We start from the raw sequence: 14,996 nt of genomic DNA, 5'->3' as shown, positions 1-14,996 counted from the left end.
ACGGGTGCCGAGCGGACGCTAGCGTCCGGCCATGCATAAATTCCTCGCCCCGCTCGCCCTGCTGCTCGCCAGCGCTATCCCCGCTCACGCCCAGACCGTCGAGGGTGCAGTCGAAGGCGATGCGATCCTCAAGGACTTCGCTTTCGCCAACGGCGAAAAGCTGCCCGAGCTCAAGATTCACTATACGACGCTCGGCACGCCGCAGCGCGATGCGAAGGGCAATGTCACCAACGCCGTGATGATCCTTCACGGCACCGGCGGCACCGGAAAGCAATTCTTCCAGCCACAGTTCGCGAACGAGCTTTTCGGCCCCGGCCAGCTCCTCGATACGACGAAATATTACGTCATCCTGCCCGACAATATCGGTCACGGCGGCTCGTCGAAGCCCAGCGACGGGATGCGGATGAAATTCCCGCGCTACGACTATGACGACATGGTCAGCGCCCAGCACCGGATGCTCACCGAAAAGCTTGGCGTGAAAAAGCTGAAGCTCATCCTCGGCACCTCGATGGGCTGTATGCACGCGTTTGTCTGGGGCGAAACCTGGCCCGATTTCGCCGAAAAGCTCGCGCCCTTTGCGTGCCTGCCCGTCGAAATCGCCGGGCAGAACCGCATGTGGCGCACGCTGTCGATTGACGCGATCAAGGCCGATCCGCTGTGGAAGGACGGCAATTATACCGATCCGCCCGCAGCGGGCCTGCGCACCGCGGCCTCGCTCGGCATGATCGCGGGCGCCAATCCCTACGCGCTGCAAGCGCAATATCCGACGCGCGAAGCGGCCGAGAAATACAAGGATGAGGCCTTCGCCCGCACCTATGGCCGCAACGACGCGAACGACACCATCTATCAGCTCGACAGTTCGCGAACCTACAATCCCTGGCCGAACCTCGAAAAGATCAGGGTGCCGGTGCTCTGGATCAATTCGGCCGACGATTTCATCAACCCGCCCGCCTATGGCATCACCGAAAAGGCGACCGCACGGCTGAAGACGACGAAGTTCATCCTGATCGCGGCGAGCCCCGAAACCAAGGGCCATAGCACCCACACCTGGGCGAAATTCTGGAAGGATGATCTGGCGAAACTGATGGCGGAGTAACGAAGGAAGAGTTGCGCCCCGAAAAGCTTCTATCCCTTCCCCAACCCCCGCAAAATCGTTAGTGCGCCCTCCATGATCCTCGTCATCGACAATTATGACAGCTTCACCTTCAACCTCGTTCATTATCTGATCGAGCTGGGGGTCGACGTGCGCGTCGAGCGCAACGATGCGCTGACCGCAAGCGACGCGCTCGCAACCGGCGCCGACGCGATCCTGATTTCGCCCGGCCCCTGCACGCCGAACGAAGCGGGAATCAGCCTCGACCTCGTCGCTGCCTGTGCCGAAGCGCGTCGCCCGCTGCTCGGCGTATGCCTCGGTCATCAGGCGATCGGCCAGCATTTCGGCGGCACCGTCCAGCGCGGCCACCTGATGCACGGCAAGACGTCGCCCGTCTGCCACGACAACAGCGGGCTCTACGCCGGCCTGCCCTCACCGTTTCAGGCGACGCGCTATCACAGCCTTGAGGTCGTCGACATTCCCGCGAGCCTCGCGATCAACGCGACGAGCGACGACGGCGCGGTCATGGGTTTCCGCCACGTCGAGTTGCCGATCCACGGCGTCCAGTTCCACCCCGAAAGCATCGCGACCGAACATGGCCATGCAATGCTCGCCAATTTCCTGAAAATCGCGGGGTTGCCGGTCGGCGAACGGAAAGCCGCATGAGCCGTTTCGGTCCGTTTCCCGATCCTGCCGGACTGCTCGAACATGACGAGGCGGCCGATGCCTTCGCGACGATGCTCGACGGCGGCGCGAGCGACGACAATATCGCCGAATTCCTGACCGCGCTCTCCGAACGCGGCGAAACGATGGTCGAAATCGCCGCCGCGGCGCAGGCAATGCGCGACCGGCTGATCCCGATCGAAGCCCCCACCGGCGCGATCGACGTCTGCGGCACCGGCGGCGACGGCCATCATACACTCAACGTCTCGACCGCCGTGTCGATCGTCGTCGCGGCGTGCGAGGTTCCGGTCGCAAAACACGGAAATCGGGCAGCTTCTTCGAAATCGGGAGCGGCCGACACGCTGGAGGCGCTCGGTCTCGACATGGACCGCGCCGACCGGCAGGCCGAGGAACAGCTCGCCGACCTCGGCATCTGCTTCCTCTTCGCCGGGACGCGCCATCCGGCGATGAAGCGCATCATGCCGATCCGCAGGGCGATCGGACGCCGGACGATCTTCAACCTGATGGGGCCGCTCGCCAATCCCGCGCGCGTGACGCGCCAGCTCGTCGGCATCGCACGCCCCGCCTATGTTCCCGTCTATGCCGAGGCGCTGCACCGGCTCGGCACCGAGCATTCGCGTGTCATTTCGGGCGACGAGGGGCTCGACGAACTGTCGCTTGCGGGCGGCAACGAGGTCGCGGTGGTCCTGCCCGAGGGCGTGCGCATGCAGCGCAGCACCGCCGCCGATGCGGGGCTTCCGACGCGTTCGCTCGCCGAAATCCGCGGTGGCGACGCCGAATATAATGCCAAGGCGCTGCGCCGCCTGCTCGAAGGCGAGCCGGGCGCCTATCGCGACGCGGTGCTTTATAACGCCGCCGAAGCGCTCATCGTCGCGGGCGCTGCCGAAACGCCACTCGAAGGCGTCGAGGAAGCCGCCGAGGCGATCGACAAAGGTCTTGCCAACGCGCTGCTCAATTGCTGGATCGCCTATAAATGAACAAGCTCACGCAAATCCTAGCCACCAAGGCCGACGAAGTCGCCGAGCGCCGCGCCGCGCGCTCCTTGGCGGACCTCGATGCGATCGACGCAGGTCCGGCGCGCGGCTTCGCCGCCGCCTTGCAGGCAAAGATCGACGCAGGCGATTTCGGCCTGATCGCCGAAGTGAAGAAGGCTTCGCCATCCAAGGGGCTGATAAGACAGGATTTTGATCCCGCCAGTCACGCCCGCGCCTATGCCGCCGGCGGCGCCGCGTGCCTGTCTGTCCTGACCGACGCGCCCTATTTTCAGGGACATGAGGATTATCTGATCGCTGCCCGCGCCGCCTGCCCCCTCCCCGCGCTCCGCAAAGACTTCATGGTCGACCCATGGCAGGTCGCCGAAGCGCGCGCGATCGGCGCCGACGCAATCCTGATCATCGTCGCCGCGCTCGAAGACGGCGTGATGCGCGAGATCGAAGCCGCGGCGATCGAACGCGGCATGGACGTGCTCGTTGAGGTGCATGATGAGGTCGAACTCGACCGGGCGCTCACCAAACTCAAGTCGCGCCTGATCGGCGTGAATAATCGCGACCTGCGCACCTTCGAAACCGACCTCGCCGTCACCGAACGCCTTGCAAAGCTGGTCCCCCCGGGCACCCTGCTCGTCGGCGAAAGCGGCATCGCGAGCCATGCCGACTGTGAAAGATTGGCCGAAAGCGGTGTCCGCGCGTTCCTTGTCGGCGAAAGCCTGATGCGCCAGCCCGACGTCGCGGCGGCAACGCGCAAGCTGCTGACGGGCGCCGCGGCGTGACGCGGCCGACGCACCTCGACGAAAGCGGGGCTGCGTCGATGGTCGATGTCGGCGCCAAACCCGCGACGCAGCGCCGCGCGATCGCCGGTGGCCGCATCATCATGTCGCCGTCGGCGCTCGAAGCGATCCGCAGCGGCAATGCGCCGAAGGGCGACGTGCTATCGACCGCACGCATCGCCGGGATCATGGCCGCCAAGCGCACCGCCGACCTTATCCCGCTCTGCCATACGCTCGCGCTGTCCAAGGTTGGTGTCGATTTTGCGTGGGAAGACAGCGGGATATCGGTCACCGCGACCGCACAGACGACCGGCCCAACCGGGGTCGAGATGGAAGCGCTCACCGCGGCCTCGGTCGCGCTGCTCACGCTCTACGACATGGCGAAGGCGCTCGACCGCGCGATGATAGTCGGCGACATCCGCCTGCTCGAAAAGAGCGGCGGACGCTCGGGCGACTGGCGCGCCGAATGAGTGCGCTGCTTCCCCTCGAGGAAGCGCAGGCCCGGTTGCTCGCGCTGCGCGCGCCACTCGCCAGCGAAAATATCGCCTTTTCCGAATCGCTTGGCCGTTATCTTTCAAGCGATGTCATCGCTTTGCGCGACCAGCCCGCCGCCCCGCTGTCGGCGATGGACGGTTATGCAATCCGTTTCGACGACCTGCCCGGGCCATGGTCGGTCATCGGCGAAGCCGCCGCCGGGGCCGCACCCGACCGCATCGTGGAATCCGGCGAGGCGATGCGGATTTTCACCGGCGCGATGATTCCTGCCGGCGCCGACACGGTGATCGTCCAGGAGGACGTCGCACGCGACGGCGAGCAACTGATCCTGACGGGCGATGGTCCCGGATCGCGTGGTCGCCATATCCGCGCGCGCGCTATCGATTTCGCCGCGGGCGATTGCCTGCTGCTGGCGGGCACACGCCTGACGCCCGGAGCCATCGCGGCGGCGGCGATGAGCGGTGCGGGCCAGCTTGCCGTCGGCCGCCGTCCGCGCGTCGCGATCCTCACCACCGGCGACGAGCTCGTCCAGCCGGGGCTCCCGCTCGCCCCCGGCCAGATCCCCGACAGCAACGGCGCGATGCTCGCCGCGATGCTCGCCGGCGAGGTCGAGGGTCTCGTTCTCCCGCACCATATCCGTGACGATCGCGCGACACTTGCGAAGATTCTCAAGGAATTGGCGCGACGTCACGACGTCGTGGTGACCGTGGGGGGCGCCTCGGTTGGCGATCACGATCATGTACGCGGCGCGCTTGAAGACGCCGGTGGCCAGCTCGATTTCTGGAAAATCGCGATGCGCCCGGGCAAGCCGCTGATTGCCGGGACGATCGGCGATGCGGTCCTGCTCGGCCTGCCCGGCAATCCGTCGTCGGCCTATGTCACCGCGACATTGTTCCTGCTCCCACTCGTCCGCCACCTCGCCGGCGCGCGCGATCCTTTTCCCGCGGTGCACCGGGCGCCGCTCGCCGCGGCGCTGGCCGAAGGAGGCGCGCGCCGCGATTATCTCCGCGCGCGACTCGATGGGGGACAGCTGACTCCGCGCTTCGGGCAGGAAAGCGGGCTCACGCTGCCGCTCGCATCGGCCAATGCCTTGTTGATCCGCGACATTGGCGCGCCAGCCCGCGCGGCGGGCGACATGGCGGACTATATCGTCATCGCTTGACAAGTTCCGCTTTGTTCCACTATCGTTCTCCCTATGTCCGGAACTGGCATCATGGAGAACGACCGATGTTGACCGCAAAGCAGCATGAGCTGCTCCACTTCATCCAGGAACGTCTCGACACGAGCGGCATTTCGCCATCGTTCGAGGAGATGAAGGAGGCGCTGGGCCTGAAGTCGAAATCGGGCATACATCGCCTGATAAGCGCCTTGGAAGAAAGGGGTTTTCTCCGCCGCCTGCCCAACCGCGCACGCGCGCTGGAGGTGCTCAAGGTACCCGAGGCTGCGAAAGCCGCCGCGCCGGCACGTGAAAATGTCGTCCCGCTCCGCAAGGCGCCCCCGGCACTCAAGCCGATCGCGGCCAACGACATCATCGAAGTTCCACTGCACGGCAAGATCGCAGCAGGCGTCCCGATCGAGGCGTTCGAGGATCACAACAATCTCGCCGTCCCCGCTGCGCTGCTCGGCTCGGGCGAACATTATGCGCTCGAAGTGTCGGGCGACTCGATGGTCGAAGCGGGCATTTTCGACGGCGATTATGCGCTGATCCAGAAAGCCAGCACCGCGCGCGAGGGCGATATCGTCGTCGCGCTGGTCGACGGGCAGGACGCGACGCTCAAATATTTCCGCCGCGAAGGGCAGATGATCCGCCTCGACCCGGCGAATGCTGCCTACGAACCGCAGCGCTACCCCGCCGAACGTGTCATCGTGCAGGGTCGCCTGTCGGGATTGCTTCGTCGTTACCACTAAGCTGCTGCGGCAAACGCCACGGATGTCCGTCGCCCGCTTTGAGCGCGGCGACGGCTTCGGGCTTTTCGCCCAGATAAAGCGCCAGTCCGCCGCTTGTCGCCAGGCTGTCCCGATCGATCGTCATCCAGCGCCCCACGCATTCGTGCGGTAGCCAACGGTCGCTGATCACGACGTCGGCGGCGGCGCAGGCGGCCGCCATCTCGGGTCCCTCGATCCGGTCGCGGCCACGCGAGGCGAGGATGATGCGCCGCGCGGAACCCTCGCCCTGGCTCCAGCGGCAGAAATCGCGATTGCATTCGACATGATCGAGTTCGGCCAAGGCGGCGAGCGGGGCATCGACCCCGGCGGCCTCGGCCATGCTGTCGCGCACATAGTCGCCCGCCCTGTCGCGGAGCAGCGCATAGCTGCCGTCGGGCAACGCGGCCGCGATATGGCGGCCGTCGCCGGTGACAAGCAGATCGGGGCGCGGCTGGACAAGCAGCGCCGCCATGCCGATCGCCAGCGGCACCGCACCCGCGCGGCGCCATGGCGTCTTCCAAAGCAGCAACCAGAGTCCGCCGAATATCGCGAGGGCAAAGCCCCAGCCCGGAAAACTCGGCATCATGGCGACCGCACCCGGCGCATCGGCGACGCCGTGCGCCAGCCCGATCAGCGCGAGCAGCGCTTGTTCGGTGATCCACCAGAAGGGCGCTCCGAGCCCGACGCTGTCGAACAACAAGGCGAGCGCCTCGGCGGGCATGATGACAAAGGTCGTCAGCGGTATCGCGACCACATTGGCGAGCGCACCGTACAGCCCCGCCTTGTGGAAATGGAACAGCGCGATCGGTGCCAGCGCGATCTCGACGACCAATCCGGTGATCAGCAATCCCACCACGCCGCGTCCCAAACGGATCGCCACCGACTCATCCCGCCGGGCGAGAAAGGCACGCATCGGACGACTTTCATGCAGCGCAATGATCGCGGTGACCGCTGCAAAGCTCAGCTGGAAACTCGGACCGGCAAGCGACTCGGGGCGCCAGATCAACACGATCAGCGCGCCCGCCGCAACCAGCCGCAGCGTCAGCGCCTCGCGGCCCATCAGGAAAGCGACGAGCACGAGCAGCGCGGCGATGAACGAGCGCAGTGTCGGCACCTCGGCCCCGGCGAGTAACGTATAGCCGCCGCCAGCGAGCGCGCCCGCGGCCGCGGCGAGCGGCAGGACATAGCCCGCCAGTGCGAGCCTTCGGTTCAGCGCGAGGAGCCGCATCGTGAGCAGCATCGCGAAACCGACAACGGCGGTCACATGCAACCCGCTGATCGACAAGAGGTGCGCCAATCCGCTGCGGCGCATCGCCTCCTCGTCCGCTTCGCTGATCGCCCCGCGATCGCCCGTCACCAGCGCTGCGGCGATGCCTCCCGCCGACCCGTCGACCTGCTCATGGATATGCGCGCTGAGCCGCGCCCGCAGCGGCGGCGTTGTGGCCCCGGCTCCCGGCACCCGCGAAACGTCGCCAAGCACCGTCCCGACCGCCCCGATCCGATCGAACCAAGCACGCTGCGCAAAATCATATCCGCTTGGCAGGCTCGCCGTCGGTGGCGGCATCAGGCGCGCCCTGACTCCGATCGTTTCGCCATCGGTAAGCGTCGCGGCCTGCTCGCTGCGCAAGGTCAATCGCACACGCGGCGGCAGGTCGGCACGGTTTTGCGGTAGAGCGAGAATGCGAACTTGCCCCTTGGCGGGCAGCGGCTCCGCGCGCTCGACGATCGCGGAAAATTCGGTCACGACCGGCACGGCCAGCACCGGCGCCGCGACCCAGACGGCGCGCGTCCAGATGAGCAGCACGCCCGCCGCCATCACGCCGCACCCCACGACAACAAGCCGTCCGAGGCGGCTCTGCCAGCCGATCAGCAGCCCCCCACACAAGCCGGCGGCGAGCAGTAGCAGCAACCCGATCCAGTGCGCCGTCGCGGGTAACGCGAACCACGCCGCGATGCCCGCGCCGAGCGTGACCGGCAGCCAGAGCCCGATCCGCTCGCGCTCCGCCTCCAGCCGCGTTTCGAGCGCGTCCCCCGCGCCGCGCCAGATACTTGTCAAGCGTGCGGCAATGGGCGTTTGAAGCTGCCTTGTCGCCATGCTAGGGGCACCCCCGATCCCCGCCCAGAAGGGCGGCAAATTGAGTGAAAGAGGCCATAGTGGCAACCGAAAACCAAACCAAAGTGGCAGCAGCGACCCCCAAGGCAACCGGTGAGGCAACCGGCGCCGACGTCGTGACGCGCTTTGCCCCCTCGCCGACCGGTTTCCTGCACATCGGCGGCGCGCGCACCGCCTTGTTCAACTGGCTTTTCGCGCGGCATCACGGCGGGAAATTCCTGCTCCGCATCGAGGATACCGACCGTGCACGTTCGACCGACGCGGCGATCGACGCGATTCTCGACGGGATGCAATGGCTCGACCTCGATTGGGACGGCGAGACGGTGTTTCAGTTCGCGCGCGCGCCGCGTCATGCCGAGGTCGCGGCGGAACTGCTCGCGAAAGGCGAAGCCTATCGCTGCTACCTGACGCAGGACGAGCTCGCCGCGATGCGCGCCGAGGCGCAGGAAAAGCGCCTGCCCTTCCGCGTCCGCAGCCCGTGGCGCGACCGCGACGACGGCGATCCATCGGTGCCGCACGTCATCCGCCTGCGCGCGCCGCAGGATGGCGCGGCGACCATCATCGACAAGGTTCAGGGCGACGTCACCGTCCAGAATGCAGAACTCGACGATTTCGTCCTGCTGCGCAGCGACGGCACGCCGACCTATATGCTCAGCGTCGTCGTCGACGATAATGATATGGGCGTGACGCACGTCATTCGCGGCGACGATCACCTCAACAACGCGTTCCGCCAGCTCGCGCTGATCCGGTCGATGAACTGGCGCGAGCCCGTTTATGCGCATGTTCCGCTCATTCACGGCGCCGACGGCGCGAAGCTGTCGAAACGCCATGGCGCGCTCGGCGTCGATGCGTACCGCGATGAAATGGGTTATCTGCCCGAAGCGGTGAACAATTATCTCCTCCGCCTGGGGTGGGGACATGGCGATAATGAAATCATCAGCCGCGCACAGGCGACCGAGTGGTTCGATCTCGCGCAGGTCGGCCGTTCGCCGTCGCGTTTCGATTTCAAAAAGCTCGAGAATCTGAACGGCCATTATCTCCGCGAGGCCGACGATGCCCGGCTCGCAGATCTGGTCGCGCCGCGCGTCGAAAAGCTGGTCGGCCGCGCACTCGACAGCCTCGACCGCGATCTGCTGACGCGCGCGATGGAGTCGCTGAAACCGCGTGCCAAGACCCTCGACGAAATCGCCGATGGCGCAATATTCCTGTTCCAGCCGGACCCGTTGCCGGTGGACGAAAAGGCGGCCGAGGTGCTAAGGGCCTCGCCCGAAGGCCTGCTTGCCGCTGTGACAGAGCGGCTGCGCGGGCTGAACGACTGGACGACAGAAGAGCTGGATGCGGCCGTGCGCGCCGAAGCCGAAGCCGCCGAACTGGGGCTCGGAAAACTCGCGCAACCCCTACGCGCTGCACTAACCGGCCGAACCATTTCCCCGGGAATTTTCGACGTGCTGCTGTTGCTCGGACGAGATGTCAGTCTGGCCCGACTTGACGCAGCGCAACATTTTCCGGCAGGGGCGTAGCCACTCTCTCTCCCCGCCGTCAGAACAGGGAACAAAATATGACCGACACCGCAAAAATCACGCTGGGCGACAAGACTGTCGACAGCCCTGTCCTGTCGGGCACCGTCGGCCCCGACGTCGTCGACATCCGCAAATTCTACGCCCAGACCGGCGCGTTCACTTACGACCCGGGTTTCACCTCGACCGCGAGCTGCGAATCGCAGATCACCTATATCGACGGCGACGAGGGCGTGCTGCTCCACCGCGGTTATGCGATCGGCGATCTCGCCGAACATTCGAGCTTCATGGAGACCTGTTACCTGCTGCTCAACGGCGAGCTGCCGAATGCGCAGGAACTGGCCGATTTCGACACCACGATCACGCGCCACACGATGCTGCACGAACAGCTCGCGACCTTCTATCGCGGTTTCCGCCGCGACGCGCACCCGATGGCCGTCATGTGCGGCGTCGTCGGCGCACTTTCGGCCTTCTATCACGACTCGACCGAGATCCACGATCCGCATCAGCGGATGATCGCCAGCCACCGCCTGATCGCGAAAATGCCGACGATCGCCGCGATGGCTTACAAATATTCGGTCGGCCAGCCCTTCGTCTATCCCGACAATTCGCTGAGCTACACCGGCAATTTCCTGCGCATGACCTTCGGCGTGCCCGCGGAACCCTATGAGGTGAACCCGGTCGTCGAACGCGCGCTCGACCGCATCTTCATCCTCCACGCCGATCACGAACAGAATGCGTCGACCTCGACCGTTCGCCTCGCGGGTTCGTCGGGCGCCAATCCGTTTGCGTGCATCGCGGCGGGCATCGCCTGCCTGTGGGGCCCCGCACATGGCGGCGCGAACGAGGCCGCGCTCAACATGCTCCGCGAAATCGGCCGTCCGGAACGCATCCCCGAATATATTGCGCGTGCGAAGGACAAGGACGATCCGTTCCGCCTGATGGGTTTCGGTCACCGCGTCTATAAAAACTACGACCCGCGCGCGACCGTGATGCAGAAAACGGTGCGCGAAGTGTTCGAAGCACTGAAGGTCAATGACCCGGTCTTCGAAGTCGCGCTGCAACTCGAAGAAATGGCGCTCAACGATCCCTATTTCATCGAGAAGAAGCTGTTCCCGAACGTCGATTTCTATTCGGGCGTGATCCTGTCGGCGATCGGTTTCCCGACGACGATGTTCACCGCACTCTTCGCGCTCGCCCGCACCGTCGGCTGGGTCGCGCAGTGGAACGAAATGATTTCGGATCCCGCGCAGAAGATCGGCCGTCCGCGCCAGCTGTACACCGGCGCGGCGCATCGTCCGTTCGTTCCAGTCGACAAGCGCTAAGTCGCAAGCCGACTGGCTTCGTAACGGATGACAAGGGGTCGCATCTGCGGCCCCTTTTCTTTTGGCCATGGGGATGAGAACATCGCTCGATGATGATCGCGAAGAATCTGTAATGCGAAGAGGACGATGGATGTTCGCGTCGCTGATCGTCCTGTTCGTCATGGCAGGGTTTTTTGCCATTCTCATCGCCGCGATATCGCCGACCAAAAGCGATGGGGCCGCTCTTTCGGGTTATTCGGCTCAAATGCGCGCCGCCAGCCGGCAAGTCTATTCGCCCACCATTGCGAACGATCCCTATGTCATCGATCAATGGGAGAAATCGATTCAGGCGCTGGAAAGGGCGTGCCGCGATAGCGGCGAATATTGCGAACAGGCGCAACAGGCGCGTCGTTCGATCAACCGATAGAGGGCCGTCGTCAGGCGACGTCGCGCGCCGGCAGGCTCAGCGTGAAGCGCGCGCCCTGCCCCGGCGCGCTGTCGACGGTCAGTTCGCCGTCCATCGCGCGCGCCAGGCGGCGGGCGATATAGAGGCCGAGGCCCGAACCGCCGCTGTCGGTACGGCCGAGCCGCTCGAACTTCTCGAACACCACGGCCTGCTGCTCGGCGTCGATCCCCTGTCCCTGGTCGGCGACCGTGACCATCGCGCGGTCGCCTTCGCGGTCGACGCGGATCCAGATTTGCGAATTCTCGGGTGAATAGCGGATGGCATTGCCGAGCAGGTTGAGCAGCACCTGCAAAACGCGGCGGAACTCGCCGGTGGCCGGCGCCCGGTCGTCGGTGCGCGGCGCGTCGATGCGGATGCCTTTTTCCTCGGCCTTCATGCCGAGCAGGCCGACCGCGCGGCGCGCGAGATCGCCCAGATCGATTTCGTCGGCCGCCGCCTTGAACCCGGGCCGCTCGATATTCTGAAGATCGGCCAGATCGTCGACGAGGCCGAGAAGGTGCCGCCCCGCATGCGCGATATCGCCGGCATAGCGCGCATAATCGGCGCGGATCGGACCGTCGAACTGTCCTGAAATCGTCTCCGCCGTCGCGATGATGCGGCTCAGCGGCCCGCGCAGCGCGCCATCGATGCGGCGGCCGAATTGCGGGTCGGACAGCGGGAGCGATCCGAATGCCGGATCGACGAGCGTTCCACCGTCCTTCGGCTCGGCGGGCGCCTGATCTTCGGCGACGACCGCAAGCCCCCGAAAACCCGTGAAGCGCCCCGTGGCGTCGAACAAGGCTTCGCCCGCCAAGGTCATCGCGATCCCCGCCGCCTGCACGCGCTGGCTTTCAAAGCGCGACTGGCGTGCCAGCGCGCGCAAGACAGGAAAGCGCCCGTCTTCGTCGGGCTGGAGTTCGAACAGCTCCGACAGCGAGCGGCCTTCCCAACCGCCCGGAATGGCGGGCGCATCGGGCGCGGCGTGCAGTGCGACCAGGCGGAGCTGCTGGTCGCATTCCCACGTCCAGCTTTGCGGTACGGCGGCGCTGTCGGCAATCACAGGCACCTGCGGCTGCATCACCGGGCGCGTGCGCCAGTCGCTGATCTCGAGGCTCGCGCCGTCGGCATCGGGGGTGATGCGGACAAGCGCGTGGATGTCGCTGTGATCGTCGGCGGCATATAGCGGGCGGCTGATATCGCGGTGAAGCCGCTGCGCCAGCGTGACGAGCCGCGCGAGGTGCGGCAGCGCGAGCGGCTTATCGAGCCCGGCGCCCGCACGCTGTTGCAGGCGCAACAATGGCGCATCGGCGCTGACGAGCGCGCCCGACCGGTCGACCCGGCCCCGGATGATACGCTCACTCATCGTTGCTCACATCGGCCACCGCGCGCGCAGGCAGCATCACCAGCGAAGCCTCGAGCGGCGCCAGCGCCGCGTGATCGAGGCGCAGCGGTGCGAGCAGCGACGGCAGCGCGACGGTTTCGGCGGTCAGGAGCGTGATCGCCATATCGTCATAGGCGCGGCGGTGCGCCGACGCGGCGAGCGCGATCAGCGTCGGCCAATTGTGGCGTGCGATCGCGGCAGCGGCCGCGCCGGGCAACGCCGCACCCAAAATCTGGTAATAGGCCTGTCCTGCGTGCGACATGCCGGTTTCGCTGGCCTGCCGTTCGATCGCGACGCGCACCGCGTCGCCCAGATCGGCGGCGCGGCGCTTGTCCCCGCTCACCTCGGCCAGCCGCCACGCGGCGATATCGAACAACAGCGCACGGAACGTTTCGCCGTCGAGATCGGCGACCGCGAGCGCAGGGTTGCCCAGCGCATCGAAGCGGCGGCGGTCGGCGATCTGCAGCGCGAGATAGGCACGATCGACATCGGACAGCGGCACGCTCTCCGCTGGCGCATCCGCATGCGCCGTTTCGGGCTCGGACAGCACCGGCGGCGGGCTGGTTCGCTGCCCCGATTGCTCGCGCCAGCGATGCTCCTCGGCGCGCGCGAAACAAACGCCCGCGAGCCGCGCCGCGCTCGGCAATCCGCCGCGCAGCCACTCGCCCCACAAAAGGCCCGGATCGATACGGGGATCGAGCCGTGCCGCGACATCGACGACCAGTCGGCGCGCGACGCCCAGCGACAGGGCGCGCTGCTCCTCGGTCAGCCGTCCCGCCGCCGGCGCGGCCAGATAACCCGCCAGCTCGCGCAGGCGCGCCGACAGCGTCGGCGACGGCGGATCGATGCCGGGAGAGGAGACGGATTCACTCATGCGCATCCGCCAATAACAGCATGGCGTTAATAGGCCTTAAACCTTCAAGGCCATTGTTCTAGCGCCCTTCCGGGCGCCGCGCGAGCCGCAGCCAGAGCAAGATCTGGAGCAGCGCGAGCAGCGGCAGGATAGCGAACATCAATGGGGCGACCCCGAACAACAGCGCGGGGGCGAGCATGATCCACGCCTGGTCGGCGTCGGGCAGTAGCCAGTGGAACCGGCGGCGCTCGCCCGAATCCTCGTAAAGCCAACGTGCGAGCAGGATTGTCGCGGCGAGGCACGGCGCGAGCGCGGCCTCCGAAAACGGCGGCATCCGGTGCTCCGGCCCGGCAAGCGACAGCAGCCACGGAAAAATCGCGAGTAGCACCCATGCAAAGGTGCGGATCACCTCGCGCGTCCGGTCCTGCGTCGCGCTTTCGGCGCGAAACGCCGACAGGAAGCGCATCGCCGCGAGGCCAAGCCCGCCGAAGATCGCCAACAAAGCGCCTGCGGCGGCAAGCCCGGTCGCCGCCAGCAACCCGACGATCACCCACAGCAGCGCTGTGACATAGGGCAGATAGCGCGCGGTGGCAGGCGATTTGACAAGCAATGGGCCGGCAAGCCGGATCAGCGGCATCATGATCGCCGAACGGCCGAGCCCCATGCCGCCATATTCGACCTGTTGCAGGCTCGACTGCTCGATCAGCGCCGCGGTGGGACGATCGGCGACGATCGCGATCTCGCCCTGCTCGAACAGCGCTGGCTCGCAATAGAGCCGCCGTGCGCCCGATTGCACCGCGAGGCGCAGCAACGTCAGCATCATGTCCCATTCGCCGGGCATTGCGGCGAGTTCGGCGACCATCGGTTCCGAAATGCACGCGAGCCCGCCCCAGCGCCGCGTCGCGTCGATGCGTTCGAACCCCTGCGTCAGCGGCGTATCACCGGTGACGAGGATCGCCGGCGACCCGGGCCGGGCGATCGCCGCATAATGCGTCCCGCCCGCGCGAAGGCCGTCGGCGACGAGGATGATACGGTCGTCGGGCTCGACCAGTCCCATCAGGTCGGCTGCGGCGCGTATCGCGGTCACCTTCAGCCCGCGGCGACGGATGCGGTCGCACGTGGTCAGCAATTCGGCGGGGACCGCGCCGACCGCAACCGCGATATGCGTCACGCCGACGTCGGAAAGGCGCGCCGCCTGCCGCTCGATCAGCGTCTCGCCCGCCACGGTGACGAGCGCGCGGAGCGACCCGTCGGGCAGCGTTTCGCTGGCGCCGACCAGCGCAATCAGGGCCATCGGCGCCGAGGGTATTGAACAGCGGTCATCGGCGCGCAGCTTTAGGGACGACGAAGCGATTGGCAAGCCCCGCGATCGCGCCCGCTGACGTCACGCCTTCACCCCATTTTCCCGCGCTTTACGCGT

General features: G+C 66.4%; 14 protein-coding genes. 10 read left to right on the top strand and 4 right to left on the bottom strand.

The window, feature by feature from the left end; genetic code table 11:
- Positions 1–31: 31 nt before the first annotated feature.
- The 7 genes from FG91_RS12655 to lexA all read left to right on the top strand — a co-directional run bounded on the left by FG91_RS12655 (position 32) and on the right by lexA (position 5,945).
- A complete protein-coding gene (locus FG91_RS12655) occupies positions 32–1,096 on the top strand; it encodes an alpha/beta fold hydrolase (RefSeq protein WP_037515360.1) in 1,065 nt (354 codons plus the stop codon).
- Between the two features lie 72 nt (positions 1,097–1,168).
- The gene (locus FG91_RS12650; RefSeq protein ID WP_037515359.1) at positions 1,169–1,759 is read left to right on the top strand and encodes an anthranilate synthase component II; all 591 of its coding nucleotides are present in this window, start codon (positions 1,169–1,171) and stop codon (positions 1,757–1,759) included.
- On the top strand, positions 1,756–2,754 hold the full coding sequence (gene trpD, locus FG91_RS12645) for an anthranilate phosphoribosyltransferase (protein ID WP_037515358.1): 999 nt from the start codon (positions 1,756–1,758) through the stop codon (positions 2,752–2,754). The genes FG91_RS12650 and trpD overlap by 4 nt, the downstream gene beginning before the upstream one ends.
- Positions 2,751–3,545: an indole-3-glycerol phosphate synthase TrpC gene (gene trpC, locus FG91_RS12640; protein ID WP_037515357.1), complete on the top strand. Its 795-nt coding sequence runs from the start codon at positions 2,751–2,753 to the stop codon at positions 3,543–3,545. Before trpD ends, trpC begins: the two co-directional genes overlap by 4 nt.
- On the top strand, positions 3,542–4,012 hold the full coding sequence (gene moaC, locus FG91_RS12635) for a cyclic pyranopterin monophosphate synthase MoaC (RefSeq protein ID WP_037515356.1): 471 nt from the start codon (positions 3,542–3,544) through the stop codon (positions 4,010–4,012). Before trpC ends, moaC begins: the two co-directional genes overlap by 4 nt.
- Positions 4,009–5,199, top strand: coding sequence for a molybdopterin molybdotransferase MoeA (locus FG91_RS12630; protein WP_037515355.1), 1,191 nt, complete (start codon positions 4,009–4,011; stop codon positions 5,197–5,199). The genes moaC and FG91_RS12630 overlap by 4 nt, the downstream gene beginning before the upstream one ends.
- Before the next feature lie 65 nt (positions 5,200–5,264).
- Positions 5,265–5,945: a transcriptional repressor LexA gene (gene lexA / locus FG91_RS12625; RefSeq protein ID WP_037515354.1), complete on the top strand. Its 681-nt coding sequence runs from the start codon at positions 5,265–5,267 to the stop codon at positions 5,943–5,945.
- On the opposite strand, the gene FG91_RS12620 is transcribed toward lexA, so the two are convergent.
- Positions 5,899–8,058 (bottom strand): ComEC/Rec2 family competence protein, encoded by a 2,160-nt coding sequence (locus tag FG91_RS12620; RefSeq protein ID WP_037515353.1) that lies wholly within the window; start codon positions 8,056–8,058, stop codon positions 5,899–5,901. The two genes, lexA and FG91_RS12620, sit on opposite strands and share 47 nt — an antisense overlap.
- 59 nt (positions 8,059–8,117) lie before the next feature.
- On the opposite strand from FG91_RS12620, the gene gltX reads away from it, so the two are divergent.
- From gltX to FG91_RS12605, 3 genes are all read left to right on the top strand, one after another.
- The gene (gltX, locus tag FG91_RS12615; protein WP_081940567.1) at positions 8,118–9,596 is read left to right on the top strand and encodes a glutamate--tRNA ligase; all 1,479 of its coding nucleotides are present in this window, start codon (positions 8,118–8,120) and stop codon (positions 9,594–9,596) included.
- Positions 9,597–9,634: 38 nt separating this feature from the next.
- Positions 9,635–10,918, top strand: coding sequence for a citrate synthase (locus tag FG91_RS12610; RefSeq protein WP_037515352.1), 1,284 nt, complete (start codon positions 9,635–9,637; stop codon positions 10,916–10,918).
- Positions 10,919–11,048: 130 nt separating this feature from the next.
- Positions 11,049–11,324 (top strand): hypothetical protein, encoded by a 276-nt coding sequence (locus FG91_RS12605; RefSeq protein ID WP_037515350.1) that lies wholly within the window; start codon positions 11,049–11,051, stop codon positions 11,322–11,324.
- A gap of 10 nt (positions 11,325–11,334) precedes the next feature.
- Here the strand turns inward: FG91_RS12605 and FG91_RS12600 are convergent, their stop codons facing one another.
- Genes FG91_RS12600 through FG91_RS12590 form a run of 3 tightly spaced genes read right to left on the bottom strand, consistent with a single transcriptional unit; the run spans position 11,335 to position 14,870 of the window.
- Entirely contained in the window at positions 11,335–12,705 is a 1,371-nt protein-coding gene (locus FG91_RS12600) for a sensor histidine kinase (RefSeq protein ID WP_037515348.1), read from the bottom strand.
- Positions 12,698–13,597: a hypothetical protein gene (locus tag FG91_RS12595; protein WP_037515510.1), complete on the bottom strand. Its 900-nt coding sequence runs from the start codon at positions 13,595–13,597 to the stop codon at positions 12,698–12,700. Before FG91_RS12595 ends, FG91_RS12600 begins: the two co-directional genes overlap by 8 nt.
- Before the next feature lie 58 nt (positions 13,598–13,655).
- Complete coding sequence (locus FG91_RS12590; RefSeq protein ID WP_037515346.1) at positions 13,656–14,870, bottom strand: hypothetical protein; 1,215 nt, start codon at positions 14,868–14,870, stop codon at positions 13,656–13,658.
- Positions 14,871–14,996: the final 126 nt, after the last annotated feature.

The organism is Sphingopyxis sp. LC81, assembly GCF_000756375.1.
GTDB lineage: Bacteria > Pseudomonadota > Alphaproteobacteria > Sphingomonadales > Sphingomonadaceae > Sphingopyxis.
Note: the sequence above shows the minus strand (reverse complement) of the source record. Positions and strands in the feature narration are given on the sequence as shown.

What these genes read in the sequence shown, in the direction of transcription:
- FG91_RS12655 (WP_037515360.1), top strand. Translation starts at nt 32, where the DNA reads ATGCATAAATTCCTCGCCCCGCTCGCCCTGCTGCTCGCCAGCGCTATC.
- FG91_RS12650 (WP_037515359.1), top strand. Translation starts at nt 1,169, where the DNA reads ATGATCCTCGTCATCGACAATTATGACAGCTTCACCTTCAACCTCGTT.
- trpD (WP_037515358.1), top strand. Translation starts at nt 1,756, where the DNA reads ATGAGCCGTTTCGGTCCGTTTCCCGATCCTGCCGGACTGCTCGAACAT.
- trpC (WP_037515357.1), top strand. Translation starts at nt 2,751, where the DNA reads ATGAACAAGCTCACGCAAATCCTAGCCACCAAGGCCGACGAAGTCGCC.
- FG91_RS12630 (WP_037515355.1), top strand. Translation starts at nt 4,009, where the DNA reads ATGAGTGCGCTGCTTCCCCTCGAGGAAGCGCAGGCCCGGTTGCTCGCG.
- lexA (WP_037515354.1), top strand. Translation starts at nt 5,265, where the DNA reads ATGTTGACCGCAAAGCAGCATGAGCTGCTCCACTTCATCCAGGAACGT.
- FG91_RS12620 (WP_037515353.1), bottom strand. Translation starts at nt 8,058, where the DNA reads ATGGCGACAAGGCAGCTTCAAACGCCCATTGCCGCACGCTTGACAAGT.
- FG91_RS12610 (WP_037515352.1), top strand. Translation starts at nt 9,635, where the DNA reads ATGACCGACACCGCAAAAATCACGCTGGGCGACAAGACTGTCGACAGC.
- FG91_RS12605 (WP_037515350.1), top strand. Translation starts at nt 11,049, where the DNA reads ATGTTCGCGTCGCTGATCGTCCTGTTCGTCATGGCAGGGTTTTTTGCC.
- FG91_RS12600 (WP_037515348.1), bottom strand. Translation starts at nt 12,705, where the DNA reads ATGAGTGAGCGTATCATCCGGGGCCGGGTCGACCGGTCGGGCGCGCTC.
- FG91_RS12595 (WP_037515510.1), bottom strand. Translation starts at nt 13,597, where the DNA reads ATGAGTGAATCCGTCTCCTCTCCCGGCATCGATCCGCCGTCGCCGACG.
- FG91_RS12590 (WP_037515346.1), bottom strand. Translation starts at nt 14,870, where the DNA reads ATGGCCCTGATTGCGCTGGTCGGCGCCAGCGAAACGCTGCCCGACGGG.